The sequence below is a fragment of the Methylophilus sp. QUAN genome (genome assembly GCF_015354445.1).
GTDB lineage: Bacteria > Pseudomonadota > Gammaproteobacteria > Burkholderiales > Methylophilaceae > Methylophilus.
The window spans coordinates 1335704-1358388 of record NZ_JADKYT010000001.1; the positions used below are offsets into that span (position 1 = coordinate 1335704).

Annotated in this window: 18 protein-coding genes and 1 pseudogene; 12 read left to right on the forward strand and 7 right to left on the reverse strand. The window is 47.8% G+C overall.

Going from position 1 to position 22685, the window contains the following annotated elements; genetic code table 11:
* Positions 1 to 176: 176 nt before the first annotated feature.
* Positions 177 to 2138: an ATP-dependent endonuclease gene (locus INP79_RS06610; RefSeq protein ID WP_194741782.1), complete on the forward strand. Its 1962-nt coding sequence runs from the start codon at positions 177 to 179 to the stop codon at positions 2136 to 2138.
* 3 nt (positions 2139 to 2141) lie between these two features.
* The gene (locus tag INP79_RS06615) at positions 2142 to 4055 is read left to right on the forward strand and encodes a UvrD-helicase domain-containing protein (RefSeq protein ID WP_194741783.1); all 1914 of its coding nucleotides are present in this window, start codon (positions 2142 to 2144) and stop codon (positions 4053 to 4055) included.
* A 380-nt stretch (positions 4056 to 4435) separates the two neighbouring features.
* Here INP79_RS06615 and INP79_RS06620 read toward each other — a convergent pair whose 3' ends face one another.
* Entirely contained in the window at positions 4436 to 5287 is an 852-nt protein-coding gene (locus tag INP79_RS06620) for a thymidylate synthase (RefSeq protein ID WP_194741784.1), read from the reverse strand.
* A 240-nt stretch (positions 5288 to 5527) separates the two neighbouring features.
* Here INP79_RS06620 and thyA point away from each other — a divergent pair.
* Positions 5528 to 5812 (forward strand): annotated as a pseudogene (gene thyA, locus INP79_RS06625) (thymidylate synthase); the annotation flags it as partial.
* 177 nt (positions 5813 to 5989) lie between these two features.
* Positions 5990 to 6517, forward strand: a complete 528-nt coding sequence (locus INP79_RS06630; protein ID WP_194753423.1) for a PepSY domain-containing protein — start codon at positions 5990 to 5992, stop codon at positions 6515 to 6517.
* 323 nt (positions 6518 to 6840) lie between these two features.
* Here INP79_RS06630 and INP79_RS06635 read toward each other — a convergent pair whose 3' ends face one another.
* The gene (locus INP79_RS06635; protein WP_370583234.1) at positions 6841 to 7950 is read right to left on the reverse strand and encodes a GntR family transcriptional regulator; all 1110 of its coding nucleotides are present in this window, start codon (positions 7948 to 7950) and stop codon (positions 6841 to 6843) included.
* Positions 7951 to 8313: 363 nt separating this feature from the next.
* Here INP79_RS06635 and INP79_RS06640 point away from each other — a divergent pair, with 363 nt between their 5' ends.
* Positions 8314 to 10185, forward strand: coding sequence for a PQQ-binding-like beta-propeller repeat protein (locus tag INP79_RS06640; RefSeq protein WP_194753424.1), 1872 nt, complete (start codon positions 8314 to 8316; stop codon positions 10183 to 10185).
* Between the two features lie 95 nt (positions 10186 to 10280).
* Here the strand turns inward: INP79_RS06640 and rsgA are convergent, their stop codons facing one another.
* From rsgA to INP79_RS06655, 3 genes are read right to left on the reverse strand one after another with little or no spacing between them, the layout of a single operon-like run.
* Positions 10281 to 11156 (reverse strand): ribosome small subunit-dependent GTPase A, encoded by an 876-nt coding sequence (gene rsgA, locus INP79_RS06645; RefSeq protein ID WP_194753425.1) that lies wholly within the window; start codon positions 11154 to 11156, stop codon positions 10281 to 10283.
* A gap of 1 nt (position 11157) precedes the next feature.
* The gene (locus INP79_RS06650) at positions 11158 to 11457 is read right to left on the reverse strand and encodes a cytochrome c (protein ID WP_194753426.1); all 300 of its coding nucleotides are present in this window, start codon (positions 11455 to 11457) and stop codon (positions 11158 to 11160) included.
* The gene (locus INP79_RS06655; protein WP_194753427.1) at positions 11454 to 12701 is read right to left on the reverse strand and encodes a M48 family metallopeptidase; all 1248 of its coding nucleotides are present in this window, start codon (positions 12699 to 12701) and stop codon (positions 11454 to 11456) included. Before INP79_RS06655 ends, INP79_RS06650 begins: the two co-directional genes overlap by 4 nt.
* A 101-nt stretch (positions 12702 to 12802) precedes the next feature.
* Here INP79_RS06655 and orn point away from each other — a divergent pair, with 101 nt between their 5' ends.
* Entirely contained in the window at positions 12803 to 13387 is a 585-nt protein-coding gene (orn, locus tag INP79_RS06660; protein ID WP_019882075.1) for an oligoribonuclease, read from the forward strand.
* Positions 13388 to 13534: 147 nt separating this feature from the next.
* Here orn and glgA read toward each other — a convergent pair whose 3' ends face one another.
* Positions 13535 to 14986, reverse strand: a complete 1452-nt coding sequence (gene glgA, locus INP79_RS06665) for a glycogen synthase GlgA (RefSeq protein WP_194753428.1) — start codon at positions 14984 to 14986, stop codon at positions 13535 to 13537.
* A gap of 89 nt (positions 14987 to 15075) precedes the next feature.
* Between glgA and crcB the strand changes: the two genes are divergently transcribed.
* Complete coding sequence (gene crcB / locus INP79_RS06670; RefSeq protein ID WP_194741791.1) at positions 15076 to 15453, forward strand: fluoride efflux transporter CrcB; 378 nt, start codon at positions 15076 to 15078, stop codon at positions 15451 to 15453.
* A gap of 87 nt (positions 15454 to 15540) precedes the next feature.
* Here the strand turns inward: crcB and INP79_RS06675 are convergent, their stop codons facing one another.
* Complete coding sequence (locus INP79_RS06675; RefSeq protein ID WP_194753429.1) at positions 15541 to 18258, reverse strand: Rne/Rng family ribonuclease; 2718 nt, start codon at positions 18256 to 18258, stop codon at positions 15541 to 15543.
* 616 nt (positions 18259 to 18874) lie between these two features.
* On the opposite strand from INP79_RS06675, the gene INP79_RS06680 reads away from it, so the two are divergent.
* The 5 genes from INP79_RS06680 (at position 18875) to INP79_RS06700 (ending at position 22672) form a co-directional block, all read left to right on the forward strand.
* A complete protein-coding gene (locus tag INP79_RS06680) occupies positions 18875 to 19993 on the forward strand; it encodes a pseudouridine synthase (RefSeq protein WP_194753430.1) in 1119 nt (372 codons plus the stop codon).
* A gap of 63 nt (positions 19994 to 20056) precedes the next feature.
* Positions 20057 to 20710, forward strand: coding sequence for an HAD-IA family hydrolase (locus INP79_RS06685; protein WP_194753431.1), 654 nt, complete (start codon positions 20057 to 20059; stop codon positions 20708 to 20710).
* Positions 20707 to 21057 carry a Rieske 2Fe-2S domain-containing protein gene (locus tag INP79_RS06690; RefSeq protein ID WP_194753432.1) on the forward strand — a complete coding sequence of 117 codons (351 nt, stop codon included), beginning with the start codon at positions 20707 to 20709 and terminating at the stop codon, positions 21055 to 21057. The genes INP79_RS06685 and INP79_RS06690 overlap by 4 nt, the downstream gene beginning before the upstream one ends.
* An 84-nt stretch (positions 21058 to 21141) precedes the next feature.
* Positions 21142 to 22122 carry a S49 family peptidase gene (locus INP79_RS06695; RefSeq protein ID WP_194753433.1) on the forward strand — a complete coding sequence of 327 codons (981 nt, stop codon included), beginning with the start codon at positions 21142 to 21144 and terminating at the stop codon, positions 22120 to 22122.
* 79 nt (positions 22123 to 22201) lie between these two features.
* Entirely contained in the window at positions 22202 to 22672 is a 471-nt protein-coding gene (locus INP79_RS06700; protein ID WP_194753434.1) for a GNAT family N-acetyltransferase, read from the forward strand.
* Positions 22673 to 22685: the final 13 nt, after the last annotated feature.

Sequence of the window (22685 nt, forward strand, 5' to 3'; positions counted from 1 at the left end):
ATTTAGTAATGTTCGGATATTAGTTATGAAATGCCAAAATAATCCTAAGTCGAGTTTTTCCCTGAATGTTTAGACCGTTTGAAGATAATTTGCATTGACTATGATTTATTATTAAAAAATGGCTATTTTTTGTCCATAGCTTAAATAAAAAATTAATAACAAAATAAGAGAGATATATGTATCTAAAGCACATTCGAGCCAATAATTTTCGAGCATTTGGAGATGGTAAAAAGGCTCCTGCACTGGATTGGGCTTTAAGGCCTGGTCTTAATATTTTGGTGGGTGAAAACGATGCTGGCAAAACAACAATAGTCGATGCTATAAGGCAAATACTTCTTACTACCAGTTACGAAAACATCCGGCTCTATGAACATGATTTTCATATACATGGAACAGAACGTGCGACTAGCCTTTGGATTGAGGCTACTTTATGTGATCTATCGAGCGAACAACAAGCTAGTGTTCTTGAATGGTTAACTCATGAGAGCGATGGATCTTGTTCACTAATTATCCACCTCAGTGCAAGGTGGATTCCTCCACAGCCAAACAAACGCGCGCGAGTTGAGTTTTCTGTACGTGCAGGGAAAGAGGGAATTGGCCAAGAAATAGGCAGCACAGTTCGTGAGCTAATCCGTGCAACCTATCTGCGACCATTAAGGGATGCTGAAGCGGAGCTGCGCCCCGGCAGACAATCCCGCTTGTCGCAAATACTTGCAGCACACAAAAATATTGATGGACAGGAAGTCAACGACTTCCAAACAGCCAATCCTAATGACGTTCCAAAGAATATTGTAGGTTTAATGGCATTTTCTCAGCACCATATTGGTGAGCATACAGTGATCAAAAGCGTTGAACAGGACATCAACCAAAACTATTTAGAAGAGTTTTCATTTGAGAGTGAAAAGTTGCAGTCTCGGATTCGTATCACTCCAGATTTATCACTGACACCAATCTTGGAAAAATTTGAATTAGCTTTGTTGCCAGGAGGTGATGTGGATCCAAATGCCAGATGTGCTCGCGGGTTGGGATATAACAATGCGTTATTTATGGCAACTGAACTAGTTTTGCTGAGAGAAGGTGATGATCTTGCGCTGTTATTAATTGAAGAGCCTGAAGCTCATTTGCACCCGCAATTGCAATATAGAGTAATGGACTTGCTTGAAAATCACTCTAAAACCAAAGAAACTGATGAAAGACAAGTACAAGTAGTGATGACTACTCACAGCCCATCATTAGTTTCCCATACAGACATAGAGAACATGACCTTAGTGCATAAGGCTCAGACCTTCCCGTTATCCGCTGGCAATACTAAACTGAAAAAAACTGACTACTCATTCTTACGTAGATTTATAGAAGCGACGAAAGCCAATCTCTTCTTTGCAAGAGGGGTCATGATGGTGGAAGGTCCGGCTGAAGCTATCCTACTTCCAACCTTAGCAGAAGTCTGTGATCGCTCATTGTCCAAACATGGTGTTTCACTGGTAAATGTAGGTCATACGGGGCTTTTTCACTATGCTCGAATTTTGCAGGTTGAAGGTGCTGGACCAGAGCTAAAAATTCCTGTGGTCTGCTTAACTGATCGAGATATTGTTCCTGAATCGGCTAAAACATTTGTTTCTGCCCCCGGGGAAGGAAAGAAACGTTTCACTTCTGATTATAACGAAGAAGAGCTTGCAAAGTTTTTACTAGACAAGAGTAATCGGGCGCAGGGAGGCAGCACTATCGTGTGTATTTCCGACAAATGGACGCTTGAATATGATCTCGCTTATTTTGGGTGCGCAAAACTCATGTATTACGCCATCCAGCTCGGAAGGAAAGCTAAAACTAAAGGTGAAAGGTTAGAGGATGCTGATGAAACTAAAGCCAAGGAAGCAGCAAAAGAATCTTGGGAGGAATTAGAAACCAAAGGTTTGACTGAGGAGGAGTTGGCAAATCAAATCTTCAAGCCTCTGTACAATAAAGAAGCTTCGAAGGCAATCGTAGCCCAATATGCTGCAGAGCTTTTGTTGTCTGGTGAGTTTGGTTCTGGTGATGAACTTTTCAATCGCCTTCCGCCGTATCTAAAAAAGGCATTCATACATCTAACCGGGGATAAAAGTAAACCAGCAACAAAAACCGAGACAACGGCGGTGAATTAAATTATGTCAGTTATTGATTTAAACACTGCTGATCTTTTGTGGTTAAAGGAAGTCAGTCCAGATTTGGACTTTAGCGATACTGAGAGACAAGAAGCTATTCTAGAAACAACTTCACGGGACTTCAATGCCGTCCCAGGAAGTGGTAAAACATCACTGCTTGCAGCAAAACTTTTACTAATTGCAAGAAAATGGAATCAGCAGAAGAAGGGGCTCTGCGTACTCAGTCATACAAACGTTGCTCGAGAAGAAATCACTAGGCGTTTAAAATTAAATGCCGACGGCCAAAAACTTTTAACCTACCCACATTATATCGGGACGATTCACGGCTTTGTGAACCAATATATAGCTTTACCGGCACTCCGAAGTGCGGGCATCAAAGTTGAGATTATTGATGACGATGCATTTGCAAAAAAAGCGCAGAAACTTCTTCAGCAATACAAATTTAAGACACTACGGGGTTGGCTAAAATACCAGGAAAATGCAGACGAATTAATCAATACACTCTACTTTAAAGGTAGTGAATTGGAAATATCGACCGAAAGTGGAACTCTGACCAACGCTACCACTCCATCTGGGAAACAAGTACGAGAACTGAAATATTCACTTTTAGACGCAGGAATCTTTCGGCACCGAGATATGTTTGCCTTTGCTGAGAGCGCTTTAAAAAGTAACCCGAATCTTCTGGACGTAATTTTCCGACGTTTTCCACTAGTATTTATTGATGAGATGCAAGATACCTCCTGGGCACAGGAAAGTATTCTAAATAGCATCTTTGAAAACAAATCCACTGTTCAACGATTTGGAGATATTGATCAGAAAATCCTCACGGACGATGAAGGCATTGTTAATTGCACATTCCCCCGGGCAGGTCATAAAGTAATTAGTACTAGTAAACGATTTGGCAACAAAATTGCTGAAGCAGTAGCCAGTGTTCGCTTATCCCAGCTTCCTGTGATTGGAGAAGCAAATCAAGAAATGCCGCCAGTATTATTGCTATATAAGACTGCTGACGTTGAGAAAGTGCTAACCAAATTTGGTCAGTTAGTAATTGATCGTTTTACTGACCTAGAGTTGGAGAAAAAATCAGTCCGTGGCATGTGCACGCGTAAAGTCGGAAGTGGAGACGTGGTTCCTGGACGACACTTAGGTGATTACTGGCCCGCGTTTGCGCAAACTCAGACGGGGGCAACTAATTCAAATGATAATTTCTGGCAGGCTCTCTTGCCCCCACCTAACCACAATAATGAATCTATTCTTTTCGGAAGGGTAGCTCAAGTTCGACGAGCAATATTGCTAATCATGCGGGAAGCCGGCTCTCCAATCGTTGAGAGCATCAGAGATAGTAATGCTTTAATAAAGGCAGTCACTGAGCAAACTGGAACTGCATTACCCATACATCTATTAGTTCAAGATCTTATACTAAAACCTGATTTATATGCCACTCCTGCAGCGCGCGATGTTTTGATAGATTACATTTATACGCGTTTAAAATCTTATCTTCCAACGGGAACTCTGCTTCAATCCTTCAAAAATCTGTCCACATTTGATCAGGCCTTTTTCTTGTTAAACCCAGCACAACTTCCAAATCTTTGTGCAGTTTCTCATATGGGTCGAGATATAAATTACACAATAGGGACAGTGGCAAGCATGAAGGGTGAAACCCACATTGCCTCGTTAGTAATGGAATCTTATGGTGGTAATAGTAAGAAGTTTGATTTGGAAATGGCACTTCCATATGTTGCAGGGATTAAGAAAAATCCAGCTAGCCTTAGTAAATTGCAGCGAGGTCAACTCAGGAATTTGTATGTTGCAATGTCTCGCCCAACGCACTTTCTCTGTCTTGCAGTGAATGAGACACGTATAGCCCCACAAACCTTGAGTGCTTTAATTGAAAAAGGGTGGGTAGTAGAGCAATAAGCCGACAGGATGGTTTAACAAAATCACTATGGCTTCAACAACAACGTGAGGTAAGAAGCTTTATGCGATGCTCAATAACCTCACTATTGGCTATTTATGAATATCAAGTTCACGCTTAACTTTTTGCTAACGAGCAATGGGCAGAATGACCAAACTGAGGATAACCGGTAGCTGTTTTTGTGGGTATTCTGCAGAATCTACAAGCCGGTTAATTCGCTTCTGAATTCACCTTCAATGCCACGAGCGTGTAGGAGTTGTTGTTTTTAAAACCCTCATTGAGGGCTTTATTATTCTCTAAAATGTTATAACTCACAGAAAATCACGGGTTTATCGAGGGGGCTGATTTAACCTAGTTTCGACTTTGTGTTTAACCACAAGTCTTAGACAGAGAAAGGATACGAAATTGGGTCATGGTATTGGTATCCAATAACTTCGAAATCATCTACTGTTACCCATGTTTCCAGGTCTTCTAAAGTTTTTATATTTGGATTTATTTTTAGTGTTGGGGAGTCAAATGGTTCACGTTTTAATTGTACATTTTGCATTAGATCTAATTGATCTTCATATATGTGTGCATTAACGATTTTATGATAGGCCTTACCGGGCTTGTGGCCAGTGATTTGAGCCATAATTGCTAAGAAAAAATATACCTGAACCATGTTGAAATTCAGTCCTAATGGAACATCGCAGCTTCTTTGAGTGCTATTGAGGTACAGTGTGTCTCCAAGTAACGAGAAGTGATGACTATACATACATGGGCGCAAACAACCCATATGAAAAGCTCCTGGATGATAAAAAGTATAGATTTCACCGCGATCATCTAAACCAGCTCTTAAGTCGTTGTATATCTTTCTAAGGAGGTCTATGCTACCGCCGTCTGGTTTAGGGAAATTCCGTCCTATTTTTCCGTAAATAAATCCACAATCATCCTCTCCTTTTCTGAAAGGTGAGGAAAGCCAAGCACTATTCTCATTAGCGTTTGCATCCCATGTTTTCGTACCGATGGCTCTAAACTGCGCAGCATTGTCATAGCCGCGAATATAGCCGAGCATTTCAGCAATTGCGGATTTGTAATAGCTTTTTCGAGTGGTTATTAAAGGAAACTTTCCTTCATCAACGTCATAAGTTAAGTCCGCATTAATTAATGTAAGGCATCTTTTGCCTGTACGTTCATTTTGCACCCAAACCCCATTGTCAATAATATTTTTTGCCAAGTCTAAATATTGCTTCATTTGAAAACCTTAAGGGGAAGTTGCTGATTTAAATTAAGAGGCCTATCGCCAGGTTGATCATTATACCAACTCTGGAATTCTCAACATTTACGGCAGAAATTATAGAATCATTATTTCAAATTTGAATAGGAATTATAAGAGTCTATGTTTTGTACAATTTTTATATATTTTGTACAATGATAGTCTGATGAGTTGGTATTGATATGTGTATGTAATGAACACATTCATGGTGGTTAGAATTTTCTCGGCGTGCCATTCAATATCGCGTCTTACGCTTTATTGACCATGATGGTGGCGCAGGTTTGCGAGTTGCAATTGGGTGACTTTGTGCATACCTTGGGCGACGCGCATATTTACAGCAACCATATGGAGCAGGTCAAAGAGCAATTGTCGCGTACGCCGCGCGCCTTGCCAAACATGCGGATTAACCCTGAGGTGAAAGACCTGTTCGCTTTCAAGTTTGAAGACTTCACCTTGGAAAATTACGATCCGCATCCAGCCATCAAGGCGCCAGTGGCCGTGTAGTCCAGCAGTTTGACGGTTGATTAAATGGCTGACTGTAGCCATTTTGTTAATAAGGTGTAATATTTTCAAAAGCTTACGGCGTTTTTGTTATCCTTTTTGCGTTATGAATTCACGAAACATGCGTCCCTAGCGCGTGTTTCGCGTTTTTCATTCATGACTTTAAACAAGGAGATCATTATGCAAATGAAAGCGTCATTATTAGCGGCCGCGTTATGCGGTGTGTTGTCCGGTCCAGCATTCGCCGACCACGAAACCATCAAACCAAAGGCTTACGACAGCCTGGGCAAGTGCGTAAAAGCGGCATTATCCAAGCACGACGGCAAAATCGTTAAGCTGGAAGCCAAGTCTGAGCGCAAGCAATTGGTATACGAGTTTGACGTGCAATCTAACGACGGTAAAGCTTGGGATATCGAGTGCAATGCGAAAACTGGCAAAATCACTGAAGTAGAAGAAGAAGTGACTGCCGATGATGAAAGATTCAAGGCGTTAGCTAAAGTGTCTGAAGAAGAGGCCAAAGCGACAGCATTGGCTGCGCATCCAGGTAAAGTGGTTGAAGTGGAGTATGAGCTGGAGCCAGACGGCAAAGCTTCTTACGAATTTGACATCCTGGAAGCCGACAACGAAGAAGTGAAAATCGAAGTTGACGCAACGACCGGTAAAATCGTAGAAACCAGCTACGAAGTGTACCAAATCGGCCAAGAGTAATGACTGGCTCGCTCATTAAGTAGCGACCAAGCAAAAGGCACCGCATCTGCGGTGCCTTTTTTGCATGAGATCAATATGCAAGTGAGGGAGTGTCTACCCCGATACCAGCTGATATGCAGTCTGCTGGTATCGGTCCTAGTGATAGCTCACTCCCAATCCCTATTCAGCATTTAGCGTGCCACGCCGCGAACAAAATTTAACTGGATGATTGGAAAGCCTATTTTTTGTGTAAATAGGAATTTTTCCTGAATTTATGGTGGTTGATATCAGCCAAATTGGTTGTTGTTTGAATGCTGTGAACCGGCAATTTCTTTGTCGCTAGCTTAAGTCTGTTGCAAAAAACGATGAATGGTCGTTAGCAGTTTTTTGTATTCACCCCGCTTAATGAGCTCGCTTTGCGCCAGCATATTGAGTAAGGACGATTGCTGTTGTTGCACATTCAGTTCGTGAATAAAGTCGCTTGTAAAACCTAGGTTGCTTGCCAGGTAGCACAGATTAAACATATCACAACACTCGCCATACAGGCTGCCAAGCAGTATGCTTTTGGCATATCGGCTCGAGAGCGGCTGGTGCTGTTGCACAAATGGCAGGTGTGAGCGCTGATCATCAATCAGCAGCAAGCGATAGTCAGCCAGTTTTTGTGCGACCAGTGTCTGTGTGGCCTCTATGGTCTGTGCTTCGAACAATGTCGATGTGTCGCACCACAGCGCGGAGACCGGGTAGTTAATGCAATATTTTTCAACCTGCTCGATAAAGTCGTGCGCTTGGCCGTCTGGAATGGCAGGCAGGCGCAGTACCTGTATGCCCTGTCTTTTCAGACTTTTTTCCAGGGTTGCGCTGGCGCTATGCCCTAATAGCAGGCATCCATCAGCCAGACTCAGGTGATGCATCAAGGCTGTTTGCAGCACCGGCCAGGTGCCGCAGGTGATATGGTCAGGCGACACCAGATAGCGTCTTTCGTGTGCGAGCAGGTTGGCCAGCATATGCTTGAGGTTAAATAAGCCGGTCACGTCATAGTCATGAGGTCGTAGCTTGTGCATATGCAAAGCTACGCGGCGAATGTGGTGCGCCGTCGTTTTTTGGATTAACTGGTAAATACTGCTGGTGGCATTATCATGCTCTGGGCGTGCAGGCATCGATGCACGCGGACGTGGTGGGCCAGGCGTTTCAGAACGTGGCGTCTGCGAAACAAAGGTGCCGCGTTTGGGCTGGGTATAAATCAGCCCTTGTGCAGAAAGCTCTTCATATACCCGTGAAACCGTTTTGCGATTGATGCCCAAACGTTGCGCGATATCGCGCGAACTGGGCAGGGCGCTACCACCTAACCAGGCGCCGCCTTCTATCATGGCGCGAAAATGTTCTATGAGTTGCTGGTGAATGGAATGCGGGGAAGCTTTGTCCAATACCAGTGAGTAATGCCAGGGTCTCAGCACAGTCAGTGTCTACCTTCATAATCAAGTAAAAAGGCGCCGCCATTCACATTCGGCGACACCATTACCTGAAGGGCACACTAGGACATGGCCTTCGATAGCAAAATGATACAAAAAAAAAGCAATTCTATAAAGTTTTCGGAAAAATTCCTTATCTGGCCCATGAATAAAACCCAAAACTGGCTGGCTGTTTCGGGGGGCTATTTATATTACAGTTACAAGCGCTTAATCAAGTGACATCTATCCTTCACGGGATAAGTAACAGCTCTGGAAATCCTAGTGCCAGTGGCAATTTTAAGCACAGCGCAATTTTTAATTGCAATTTGTGATGGATCCTTTTGGGATTTTTCTTCCGGAGATATAACTATGATCAAAATGAAAACTGCTTTTGGTATTGCAGCCAGCGTCGCGCTTGCTTTGCCAGCAATGGCCTATGCTGCTGCTGACCAGGAAGCTGCAATGAAAGACTCAAACAACTGGGCACATCCACGTGGTCAGCACAATAACCAGGGTTATAGCGCACTGGCACAAATCAACAAAGGCAATATCAAAAACCTGAAAATGGCCTGGACATTCGCAACCGGTGTTAACCGTGGTCACGAAGGTTCTCCAATTGTGGTTGGCAACATGATGTACATCGTGACTGCTTTCCCTAACAACGTATACGCCCTGGATCTGAACGATAACCAGAAAATCGTTTGGTCCTATTTTCCTAAACAAGACCCAAGCGTGCAAGCCGTGCTGTGCTGTGACAACGTGACACGTGGTCTGGGTTTCGGCGATGGCAAGATCTACCTGCAACAAAACGATGGCTTGCTGGTAGCGCTGGATGCTAAAGACGGCAAAAAAGTCTGGGAAGTGAAAAACACTGATCCAAAAGTAGGTGCAACGAACACGAACGCGCCACACGTGATCAAAGACAAAGTATTGACCGGTTGCTCAGGTGCTGAGTTCGGCGTACGTTGCTTTATCGCTGCATACAATGCAAAAGATGGTTCTTTGGCATGGAAGGCCTACTCAACTGGCCCGGATGCTGAAACATTGCATGACGCAAACACCAACAAAGACAATCCTTTGTACAACGCACTGTCAGTTTACCAAGACGTGAACGGTGGTAACAAAGAGGGCGGTTCTTTCAAGCGCCTGTCTGCTGACCAGATCAAAGGTGGCGAAAAAGAATTGGGTACTCGTACCTGGTTGAAACCACAAGCGATCAAAGACGGCTGGCAACATGGTGGCGGTTCCGTATGGGGCTGGTGGCCATATGATGCACGTACAAACCTGGTTTACTACGGTGCTGGTAACCCATCTGTATGGAACCCGGATGTACGTCCAGGTGACAACAAATGGTCTATGACTGTGACTGCACGTGATCTGGACACCGGCGTAGCTAAATGGGCGATGCAAATGACACCACACGATGAGTGGGACTACGATGGCGTGAACGAAGTCATCCTGTTCGACAAAGGTGGCAAAACTTACGCATGGCACCATGATCGTAACGGCTTTGCTTACACCTGGAATGCAGGCACTGGTTCTTTGATTGCGGCTGAAAAAGTACATCCATTTGTGAACTGGGCCAACAACGTTGACCTGAAAACAGGCGTGCCTGACAAACTGGCTGCAGCTTCTACACACCAGGACTACAATGCTAAGGGTATTTGCCCGGCTGCTTTGGGGACTAAAGACCAACAACCTGCTGCTTACTCTCCAAAAACAGGCTTGATGTATTCTCCACTGAACCACGTATGTATGACATACGAGCCAGTTGAGTCTAAATACGTGGCTGGTCAACCATGGGTTGGTGCTACTTTGACGATGTTTGCTGGTCCAGACGGCGTGATGGGTGGTTTTGCTGCTTATGACCCAATGACCAACAAAAAAGTCTGGTACAACAAAGAGAAATTCTCTGCCTGGAGTGGCGCGCTGACGACTGCTTCGAATATCGTGTTCTACGGTACTTTGGATCGTTGGTTCAAAGCGGTTGATGCACAAACAGGTAAAGAACTGTGGAAGTTCCAGGTTGGTTCCGGCGCGATTGGTAACGCCTTCACTTATGGCAACAAAGGCAAACAATATGTTGGTATCTTGTCTGGTATCGGCGGTTGGGCTGGTGTTGCGATGAACTTGGGCATGACCACTGACACAGACGCACTGGGTGCTGCGGGTGGTTACAAAGAGTTGACTAAGTACAACGCTGCGCCTGGCGGCGGTGCACTGAACGTGTTCGCTCTGTAATTTTGCGACCTAAATCACACGTAGCAATACGTGTGTTGAAAATACCCTGCTTAGGCAGGGTATTTTTTTGCTTTTAGTTTTAAAGGCGTGCGGTTTTAACCGTAGATTTGCACGGTGTTTTCCGTGCGGATTTGCTGGAAAATCTGCAAGCGCTCTGGCGCAATCTGGCCGTTTTTAAAGGCGTCTAAGATGGCGCACTCGGGTTCGTGCGTATGTGTGCAATTGTTAAATTTGCAATGGCCAATCAAGGGCCTGAACTCAACAAATGCATATTCCAGGTCTGCCTCTTCGATGTGGTAAAGGCCAAACTCCTGCAAGCCGGGGGAGTCAATAATGGCGCTATCGCTATCCAGGTGATATAAATGCGTGGCTGTGGTGGTATGTTTGCCGCTATCCAGTGTGGCACTGATTTCCTGCGTTTTACTACGTGCCTCAGGTAACAGGCTGTTAATGATTGTCGACTTGCCCATGCCGGATTGGCCGACCAGCACACTGGTGTGGCCGCTCAGTAAAGGTTTTAGGCTGTCTACAGACTCTTTGGCATTGAGTTGCAAAGTGTGATAACCCAGCGCCGCATATTGCGCCAGCTTTTGCATGGCTTGCGGGTTAGGTAAATCACATTTGTTGAGGATAATCACCGCGCGTATGCCTGCGGCTTCAGCCGCGACCAGGCAACGATTCAGCAGGTCTTCATAAAAGCTGGGCTGGGTTGCCAGCACGATCAGAATTTGCGTGACGTTAGCCGCCAGGATTTTGCTTTTGAACGCATTGCTGCGGTAGAGCAGGGTGTTGCGTTCTGAAGTTTTTTCGATCACCCCTTCATTATCTGCCGTTAAGGTGACCGTCACCCTGTCACCCGCTGCATTATCAACTTTTTTGCCACGGGTGACGCAACTCAGAATGCGGCCATCTGGCAATTCAACATTATAGCGCTTGCCATAGGCAGCGACGATAAGACCTTCTTGGGACATGCTAGAAATGATAGTAGGAGTGATTTAAGTACTGTACCACTTGCTGCTCTTCATCATCAAACCATTTCAGGTTGAGCATGGTATTGCAGTTGGTGACTTGGGCTTTCAGGCCATTCAGCGAGCGTACTTTTCGGTAGTCGCGGGTATAAATGCCGCTGCCATCGCCGCCATAACTGCTGGCGTGACAATTGATGCAATGCGTGTCGACCAGTTTTTGTCCTGCTTGCAGCGTGTTATCCGCCGCGCTTGCGCTGAAGCTTGCAAGCGCCGGGATAAAGCTGATCAGCAGGAGGTATTTCATGCGTAGGTTTGCAGTTTGGCAATGCGCAGGCTGGCAGGTGGGTGCGAGTCGTAAAACGCTGAATGTAATGGATCAGGCGTCAGTGTTGAGGCATTGTCGCGATAGAGCTTGACCAGAGCGTCAATCAGGAACTGTGGCCTGGATTGCTGTGCCGCATAGTGGTCGGCTTCAAACTCGTTGGTGCGGGAATAGGCCGCCAGCAATGGGCGCAGAATAAACATGAATACCGGTGATACCAGCACAAACAACAGCAAAGCCATATGATTGCTGGCGTCTGCCACGCCCAGGCCGGTAAAAAACCACTCTTGTTTGATCAGGTAACCCAGCAGAGCCAGGCCCAGCAGGCTCAGGCCAAACATCATGACGATACGTTTGATGACATGCTGATGCTTGAAGTGGCCCAGCTCATGCGCCAATACGGCTTCAATTTCGTCGGCGCTGAGTTTCTCCAGCAAGGTGTCAAAAAACACCACGCGCTTGTTTTTGCCAAAACCGGTGAAGTAAGCATTACCATGGCCAGAACGTGTCGAGCCATCCATCACAAACAGGCCTTGGCTGGCAAAGCCGCATTTTTGCAACAATGCTTCAATACGTGCTTTCAGGGTCTGGTCTTGCATAGGCGTAAATTTGTTAAACAAAGGTGCAATCCAGATCGGGTAAACCGCCAGCATAAACAGGTTAAACGCGCTCCAGATCAGCCACAGGTAGAGCCACCACCAGTCGCCAGCGCCTTGCATCAGCCACAGGGCGATGAACAGGATAGGGCCACCAAGCAGCAGGCCAACAATCGTATGTTTTACCAGGTCACCAAAAAACATGCCACGCGACATTTTGTTAAAGCCGAATTTTTCATCCACGTTAAACGTCTGGATGTAATCAAATGGCAGGGTAGCAGCGCCAGAAATCAGCATGGCAGAGCAAATCACCAGTGCGCCGCGAATAATGTCGTGTGCGGGCAACCATTGTTGCCAGGCCTGGTCTAGCACCTGCAAGACCCCACCCAATGTCAAGGCCAGGAGAATCACCGCTTCGATCACGGTTTCGCTCAAACGCAGCTTGACCTTGGCCGTGGTGTAATCGGCGGCGCGTTGATGCGCTTCCAGGCTAATGGTCTGGTTAAACGCGGCAGGGACCTGCTGGCGGTGTTGCTGGATATGACGCACATGGCGCAAGCCCAGCCAGACACGGATAGCGAGGCTGACGATAATCACGGCGACAAAAATTTGAGTAAAGAGTGCGGACATAGCAAAGGGTGATTTGTAAGTGGTGACAGTTAGCTATTTTGATGGATTTAACTCCACCTTGTTCACTGAACTGAATATAATGTTTCATTTTAATGGAAATCATGACGAGAGGCACTCAATTGGCAAGTAATCAGGACAATTTAATCTGGCTGGATATGGAAATGAGTGGTTTGCTGCCTGACACTGACCGCATTCTCGAACTGGCCGCCGTCGTCACCGATGCGCAATTGAATGTGATTGCAGAATCCCCCGTGCTGGTGGTACATCAATCGGATGCCGTGCTGGACGGCATGGACGCCTGGAACAAAGGCACACACGGCCGCAGTGGTCTGATTGATAAGGTCAAGGCATCTACCTTGGATGAAGAAGCCGCGACGGATGCCATGCTGGCATTTTTAAAAGAGCATGTGCCAGCAGGCAAGTCACCCATGTGTGGTAACTCTATCTGTCAGGACAGGCGTTTTATGGCGCGTTATATGCCACGCCTGGAAGCGTTTTTTCATTACCGTAACCTAGATGTGAGTGTGTTTAAAGAGTTATCCCGCCGTTGGCGTCCAGATATCTATGCTGGCTTTAAAAAGGCGAGTCGTCATGAAGCACTGGCCGATATTTATGAGTCGATTGATGAACTCAAGTATTACCGCGAACACTTTTTGAATATGACGCCGCCTGCCAAAGCAGAATAAGGTTTCAAGAAATTCAAGCGAAAAAAAAGACGCCTATTCGGCGTCTTGAGGGAGGAGAAGTTAGCTTTGGAGAAGCTTGATTAGTAATAAGCACCTTCTGTGCCAACTTCTCTTCACTTTTTCGTGAAACTCTGTAAGTAATTGTTTTTAAATATCTAACAAGTCCTGGTATAAATCTAAGTAGTGTTTTGCACTGGTTTCCCAGCTCACATCCTGTTGCATGGCTTGTTTTTGCAGCTGTTTCCACTGACCATTATTGGCATAAATCTGTATCGCTTGCTTTAATGTGACCAAAAGTGTCGATGGATTATTTTCCGCTAGTACCAATCCTGTCATGGTGTCTGGTAGCGTGCCATCCGCGGCGAGCGCTCCCCCTTGCACCGAGTCTGCCAGCCCACCTGTATTGGCGACCACCGGGATAGTGCCATAACGCAGGCCATACATCTGATTCAAACCACATGGTTCAAAACGGGATGGCATGACAAAAATATCCGTCCCGGCCATGATGCGGTGGGACAAAGGTTCGTTATAGCCGATGGTGACGGCAACCTGTCCTGGGTATTGCTGCATCAGCGCCAGATATTGCTGCTCGAGCGCAGGTTCACCACTGCCTAAAACGGCCAACTGGCAGCCGCTGGCAAGCAGTTCGTGTGCAATTTCGACCAGTATATCCAGGCCTTTCTGGTGTGTTAACCGGCTGACCACCCCGAGTAATGGGGCATTGGGCAATGGCTGCAATCCCAATTCTGCTTGTAGCGCCTGTTTCACGGCACTTTTGGCTTGCAGTGTGCTGGCATCATAGTTGGCAGGCAGGTAAGGGTCGGTTGCCGGATCCCAGACTTGAGTATCTATGCCGTTCAAGATGCCAGTGAGATCGTCTATGCGATGCTGCAATAATCCCTGAAAGCCAAAACCAAATTGTTCGGTTTGAATTTCTTTGGCATAGGTCGGGCTGACAGTGGAGAGGGCTGTGGCGTAATACAGGCCTACTTTCATAAATGACAGGTGGCCATAAAACTCGTAACCTGCTGGTTGAAAGTCCTGATCGTCCAGGGTGAGGCGATGACGCCAGTCCGCATGAAAGTTGCCCTGAAATGCGAGGTTGTGAATACTGAACACAGACTTTGCCATGCTGCCCATTTGTTGCAGGTAGTAGGGCGTCAGGCCGGTTTGCCAATCATTGCAATGCACAATATCGGGTTGCCACGATTGCAGCATGTTAGGCACTGCCAGCATGGCTGCGACTTTGGACAGAAGGCCAAAACGCAGCGGGTTATCCTGCCAGTCGCCATATTGCGGATGATGATAAGGACCACCATAACGGTCATACAAGGCCGGATAATCAATCAGAAGCAGCGGGATACGGGTGCCGGGCAGGGTGGTCTGATAGATGTCACAACGTATGTCATGAAAGGCTTGCAGGCTGCCTAGCCGCTGGGGGGCATCACATTGTGCCAGAATGCCGCGGTACGCGGGCAGCAGAATCTGGACATCTACGCCTGTTGTCGCCAGGGCGGTGGGTAAAGCACCACTGACATCTGCCAAGCCTCCTGTTTTGATTAATGGGAAAATTTCTGAGGTAACAAATAGTAAACGCAAGGCAATCTCTTTAAATCAACAGGCGGTGGGAGCTGAATGGTTTAAAACTTATGATACATTGCCTGCTAACGTTTTAGAAGGACAATAAAATGAAATCTTGGTTGATGGTCGGATTAGGTTCGGCATTGGGCGCGTGGGCGCGCTGGGGGCTGTCTGCCTGGTTGAACTCGATAGGCATGATTCCATTAGGCACCCTGATGGCCAATGCGATTGGTGGTTTTTTAATGGGTATTGCGTTGGCTTTATTTCAAACCATGCCGCAACTGTCCCATGAGTGGCGCCTGTTTATTGCCATGGGTTTTTTAGGCGGGTTAACTACGTTTTCCACCTTTTCGGCACAAGCGTTTGTCTTGCTGCAAAAGCAAGCCTATATGTGGGTAGGGCTGCATATTTTCACCCATGTGGTCGTCTCAATACTGCTGACCATCATCGGTTATTGGTGCGTGATCCGCTGGCAAGGCGCATAAGCCACTAAGGGATGAAAAAAGAGGGGATGTAAAAAAAAGAGGGCCGTGAAGCCCTCTTTTTTATGGCAGTGATCTGCGAAGCACTGATTATTTCTGGGTTTCAACCATGACCAGGCTTGGCTCTTCTGCGGCTTTTTCATCTTTCTTCCACTTGGCAGCGTTACGCGGTTTTTTCGCTTTGGCTGCCGTTTCTGCTGGCGCAGCTACAGGCTCAGACTTGGTTTCTACCAATTGAATGCCTGCATCTGCGGCGCCTTCAGTTGTGGCGTTTGCTTTGGTGGTGGTTTTGCGTTTGCGTGCAGGTTTTTTCTGCGGTGCTTCTGTGGCAGCCTCGGTATTCGCAACGGTTGCTGCCGCTGTTTCCACTAACTCAATCGCTGGTGCATCGGCGCTGTCTGCCGCGCGTTTGCCACGTGCTTTGCTGGTTTTACCACCACGTGAACGACTACGCGGTGATTTCTCCGCAACTGCTTCTTCAGCCGCAGCCTCGCTAGTAGTCTCTACTACCTCGGTGTTTGCCGCTGCAGCTTCCGCTTTCACTGCTGGTGTTTTCACTTCAGGTGTTTTTGCTACAGGCTCAGTCGCTGCTGCTTCAGTTTTGGCAACAGGGGCTGCTGGCGTAACGGCTGGTGCCGCTTCAGCGACAACCACTGGTGCGGCTGCAACTGTTTCAGTCGCTACGGCGTTGATTGTTGCTTCAGCATTGGCCTGGTTTGGCGCATCATCACGTTGACGGCGATCACGGCGGCCATGACGGTTGCGACGATTGCCGCGTTCACCACGCTCCTGTTTGTTGTCACCGCTTTGTGAGGTCAATGCCGGTTGATTGGCATCTGCTTTCACTTCCTGTGACTGTTGCTGTTGACGATCCTGTCTTTCTTTCTGCGCTGGTCTGTCTTGTTGTTGACGGTCTTGGCGAGGCTTGTGCGCGTTTTCCTGTTGATCTTTCTGCTCTTTAGGCTGACGCTCACCCGCTGGACGGTCGTTACGATCCTGTTGGCGCTCGCGCTGACGATCACGCTGGCGGTTGCGATTCTTGTTACGGTCGCGGCCTTGTTCTTTGGATTCGCGTGCTGGTTTTGCAACTTCCTGCACGGCCTCTTTTTCTTCGAGGCCCAACCAGGATTTAATCACGCCAAAGAATGATTTTTTCTGTTCAGCCACGGGTGCCGCAGCAGGTTTTTCTTCCACAATTGGTGCAGCAGTCGCTGGCGTAATGCCTTTCACGACGGCTTCAGCCTTGGCTGGCGCAGCGGCTTGTTGCTGGCTGTGCTGGTAATCAGACTCGCTAGGCAGGTCTACCATTTTGTAGCTGGCCTGCATGGTGTCTTCATTCACATCATCAAGGCGAATGCGCAGGATATTGTAGTTAGGGGTTTCCAGGTGGATGTTTGGAATCAACACCACTTCAACACCAGTGCGTTGCTCGATTTTGTGGATGTCAGCACGTTTTTCATTCAGCAGGAAAGTCGCCGCTTCCACTGGCAACTGCACTTGAATAATGGCGCTGTTGTCTTTCATGGCTTCTTCTTGCGTGATACGCAGAATGTGCAATGCCGTCGATTCAATGCCGCGGATATGACCAGTGCCGTTACAACGTGGGCAGGTCATGTGGTTGGTTTCACCCAGGCTTGGGCGCAAACGCTGGCGAGACATTTCAAGCAAGCCAAAACGTGAAATCTTGCCCATTTGAACGCGAGCGCGGTCGTGGTGCAGGGCGTCACGCAATGCGTTTTCCACTTCACGCTGGTTGCGCTGGTTTTCCATATCGATAAAGTCGATCACCACCAGGCCACCCAGGTCGCGCAGGCGCATCTGGCGCGCAACTTCTTCAGCGGCTTCAAGGTTGGTATTGAACGCTGTTTGTTCAATGTCCGCACCTTTGATCGAGCGGCCGGAGTTGACGTCGATAGACACCAAGGCTTCGGTGTGGTCAATCACGATGGCGCCACCAGAAGGCAGGCGTACTTCACGCGCAAAGGCAGATTCGATCTGATGCTCGATCTGGAAGCGTGAGAACAGCGGGATTTCGTCCTGGTACAGTTTGACACGGGTGACGTTGCCCGGCATGACGTGGTTCATGAACTGCAAGGCTTGTTCGTGCACATCTGCAGTGTCGATCAGAATTTCGCCAATGTCTGCACTGAAGTAATCGCGGATTGCACGAATCACCAAGCTGCTTTCCTGGTAGATCAGGTAGGCGCCCGGCTGGAAATTAGAAGCATCTTCAATGGCTTGCCACAATTGCGACAGGTAGTTCAGGTCCCATTGCAGCTCTTCTGCGTTACGGCCAATACCGGCTGTACGCGCAATAATGCTCATGCCGTTAGGCACTTCCAGTTGGGCCATGGTGTCACGCAATTCGTTGCGCTCTTCACCTTCCACACGGCGGGAAACACCGCCTCCGCGTGGATTGTTTGGCATCAGCACCAGGTAACGGCCAGCCAGTGAGATAAAGGTGGTCAGTGCCGCACCTTTGCTACCGCGTTCGTCTTTGTCTACCTGGACAATGACTTCCTGGCCTTCCTTGATCACGTCCTGGATGCGGGCGCGGCCTTCAGGCTTGTCCTGAAAGTAGCTACGGGCGATTTCCTTAAAAGGCAAAAAGCCGTGTCTGTCAGTACCATAGTCGACAAACGCGGCTTCCAGTGAGGGTTCGATGCGTGTGATTACGCCTTTGTAGATATTGCTTTTGCGCTGTTCTTTGCCAGCGTGTTCAATATCAAGGTCGATGAGTTTTTGTCCATCAACAATCGCAACGCGCAATTCTTCTGATTGCGTTGCGTTAAACAACATTCTTTTCATGTAGAGCTCCTAATCGAAGCCACAGAATAGAGATGAGCGCAGGGCGGGCCGTGGTTGAGAAGTAACCACCAGAACTTAACGAGGGCGTGTGTGCAATGGCTTTTGCGATGCTAGCGACTGGATCCCAGTACAGCATGGCAGGCATCAATATGCACACGTTTGAGTGTCAAAGCGCAGTGTGTGACTGCCCGCTGGATACTCGATTTCTGCAAGGGTGCAGTGAGTGCGTGGCAGGTAGGTTGTCACCTGTATTTTCCATCGCGGTTGACTGCAAAAATAAAACCCTAAACAGAGGGTAATTTCGTTAAAATTCGGGTTTGGCAAACGCCGAGCTCATTTCTTTGTTTATTCTGCGTGAGCTTCGCGTTAAATCATTTCTAATTAATTATCGCTACTTGATGGCGAGCGGTATTCACCAAAATTTTTTTGATTCTGAATGCACTGACTAACCAGGCAAACCGGGCTTTTAAAATCTGGGCCCTGAAAAATCTGGGATTAGATGTCAGCGATGACGATAGCCTGTGTACATGTGACCGCTATCGACTGAAAGAGCGATGATTCAGAATCTCGACAGTATATCTATAAGTCCTGATAAAGCAAAGCACGACCTGCAACTATGAGCTCACAATTTCAATCCTCGTCATTACCACCTGCGGCAACGGCCTCCAGCCTTGCGCCTGAGGGGCGGCCAGCCAGTGATCGTGTCACTTATTTGCAGGTGGATGAGGCCTCGGAAACGCAGCGCGTCGATAACTTTTTAGCCAAGATGCTCAAAGGCGTCCCCAAGAGCCATATCTACCGTATTTTGCGTAGTGGTGAAGTACGCGTGAATAAAAAACGCGTCGACGCTGAATACCGTTTACAACTGGGGGATGAAGTCCGGGTACCGCCTATCCGCATTGCAGAAGCTGCTGCCAAGCCCGCAGTCACGGCGATGAAAGCCAGGCTGGCTGACCAGGTCATTTATGAAGATGATGCCATGCTGGCCCTGAATAAACCGGCAGGCATGGCGGTACATGGCGGTAGTGGTATCAGCCTGGGCGTGATTGAACAGTTACGCCTGGAGCGGCCACAAGCCAAGTTTCTGGAACTGGTACACAGGCTGGACCGTGAAACCTCAGGCGTATTGATGATTGCAAAAAAACGCTCGGCGTTGACGGCACTGCATGAAGCCATGCGTCATCATCACATGGATAAACGTTACCTGATCTTGGTGCAGGGGCAATGGCAAGAGGCAAAAAAGAAAGTCACGCTGGATTTGCAAAAATACGTGACGGAAAGCGGCGAGCGTCGCGTGCAGGTGGTCGATGAGCCTTTGCTGAATGCAGAACCCGGCGGCCGAAAATCACTCAAAGCAAGTGGCCTGGCCGCCAAGCGGCATGCCGCCAAAGGCAAGTTTGAGGTAGAGACGCAAGTGTCTGAAACCTGGTTTTACCTGCAGGAGGTGCTGGGGCAATGCAGCTTTTTGCAAGCCAAGTTAATCACTGGCCGCACCCATCAACTGCGCGTGCAGTTATCGCATTTGGGTTTCCCGATTCTGGGCGATGATAAATATGGTGATTTTGCCTTGAACAAACTGCTCAGCAAGCAAGGCTTAAAGAGGATGTTTTTGCATTCTAGTGAAACACGTATTGCACACCCGTTAACTGGCGAGCCTTTACATCTGGTGGCACCATTACCGGCAGAACTAGAACAGTTTTTGCAACAACAGCGTCAACTTAAGCCGGTAAAGTAAGCGCTGTCGATAGACGGCAAAGTGATTAGTGTTGCCCGTAAAGCATATTAGGAAAATAATTCAGTGAAACAGTTTGATTTAGTGGTCTGGGATTGGGACGGCACCATTGCTGACTCTACCGGCATGATTACGCAGGCTTTGATTAAAGCGGCTGAGCAGGCCGGACTGCCTGACTTGAGCGAAGAACGTGCCCGTAGCATCATTGGCCTCGGGTTGCGGGAGTCGATCGAGGTATTGTATGGCGATATCCCCGAGTTTCAGGCGCAGGCGTTAGCAAACAACTACCAGCGCCTTTATTACGCCAACGAAAACAACATCTTATTATTTGCCGGTATTGCTGACACTATTGCCACCTTAGACCGTAAAGGTTGCAAGCAAGCGGTGGCGACTGGCAAAGGGCGGCGTGGATTAAACACCGCGCTGCAGCAGTCAGGGTTGTCCAAATTTTTTAATGCGACCAAAACCGTGGATGAGTGTTTTTCCAAACCACATCCGCAAATGCTGGATGAGCTCATGGACGAATTGGTGGTCATGCCTGAACGTACACTGATGATAGGCGACTCGCAATATGATATGCAAATGGGTAAAAATGCCGGGGTCATCACAGCGGCAGTCAGTTATGGTTCGCAAACAGCCAGCCATTTACAGCAGTATTCGCCAGATTACCTGTTTCACGATGTGGCAACATTAAGTGCCTGGCTGCTGGAACAAGCATGAGTGAGACCGCGTTAACGTTTAACAGCGATGCCTTGCTGGAAAAAGGCGATGGCTTGCGTTTTGCCATGCCGGTACTGGGGCCGCATGCCACCGGTTTTCTGGTGCGTTTTGAAGGCAAGGCCTATGCCTATGTCAATCGCTGTGCTCATGTGCCGGTTGAGCTAGACTGGGAACATGGCAAGTTTTTCAATATGACCCAGGAGTGGATTATTTGTGCCACGCATGGGGCGATGTATGCGCCACAAACTGGGCACTGCGTGGTGGGCCCTTGCCAGGGCAAGCGTTTATCTGCCATCCCGGTGACAGAAGAAGCGGGTGTGATTACTGTGCACCTGAATCAATTCTAGGGTGTTTCCGGGATTAAAAATAGAATCCTGGTAAGCCGCTAAAAGTTGTTAGAATAGCTAAAATTTATTGACGAAAGTTGAGTTATGCAAGAAGAAAATCAGCAGTCATCCGACCCGAAACAAGCGAATCAGTCGCCGGACTGGGCCATTCGCACGGTGGAAAAAATTGCGCTGGCCGGGCTGCAAGAGCAAAAATCCGCCAGACGCTGGTCGATATTGTTCAAATCACTGACCTTTATCTACCTGTTTTTCCTGCTCATGACATTTTTGGGCTGGGTGGGCCAAAGCAAAAATGCGTCGACCGCACACACGGCCCTGATTGACCTCTCGGGTGTGATCGAAGCAGGCGGGGCGGTGAATGCCGATGCGGTGATTAGCAGCCTGAATGATGCCTATGATAACAAAGGTACCAAAGGCATTATTTTGCGTATCAATAGCCCGGGCGGCAGCCCAGTACAGGCGGGCATTATTAATGACGAAATTCACCGTCAGCGTAAATTACACCCGGAAATTCCGGTGTATGCAGTGGTGGAAGACATTTGTGCATCTGGTGGTTACTACATTGCCGTCGCCGCTGATAAAATTTTTGTCGATAAAGCCAGTATTGTGGGTTCTATCGGTGTGCTTATGGATGGTTATGGGTTTACCGAAGTGATGAAAAAAGTCGGCGTTGAGCGCCGCCTGATGACAGCCGGGTCTAATAAAGGCATGCTGGATCCATTCTCACCGGTGAATCCAAAGCAACAGGCACTGGCACAAAGCATGCTCGACCAGATTCACCAGCAGTTTATTACCGTGGTGCGTGAAGGCCGGGGCAGTCGCCTGAAAGAAAATGAAGAAACCTTTAGTGGTTTGTTCTGGAACGGCGAAGAAAGTATCAAATTGGGCCTGGCGGATGCGCAGGGCAGCGCTGAGTATGTCGCGCGTGAGGTGATCAAAGAGTCTGATATTGTCGATTTCACTTATCAGGAAACCGTGGTCGATCGTTTTGCCAAGAAACTGGGTGCCAGCATGGCGCAGGAACTGGGCGTGAGTGCCAAGAAACTGTTACCGACACTGCGATAACCTGAGCAATATATTTAAAAGGGACCTCGTGGTCCCTTTTTTATTGCCCGCATTTTTAACATGCTATTGAGCTTACTATATGCTTAAACAACCACTTGTGACGGTTAGACCCATCGCGTTAGAAGACTATGAAAACTGGTGCCTGTTATATGCCGCGTATGCCGAGTTTTATGCGGTCAGGCAAACATCCGCCATGCGTGACCAGGTCTGGCAATGGCTACAGCAATCTCCACCCGCGATCTATGCCTTGGTTGCAGAGAGTGCAGAGGGGCAGGTATTAGGTTTTTTGCATTATCGCGTATTTGCGCGGCCATTGGCGGCGTCAATGGGAGCTTATGTGGATGATTTGTTTGTCGTGCCGGAAGCCAGGGGGCAAGGGATTGCGCAGCAGTTGATTCAGGCTGTGGCCCAGATTGGACAGCAAAATAAATGGTCAGTGATTCGCTGGATGACCGCAGCAAATAACCTGCGTGCAAGAGCCTGTTATGACAAACTGGCTGAGCACACGCATTGGCAAACCTATGAAATTAAATTGCCGACATTAAACTGATGCCAGGGTGAGT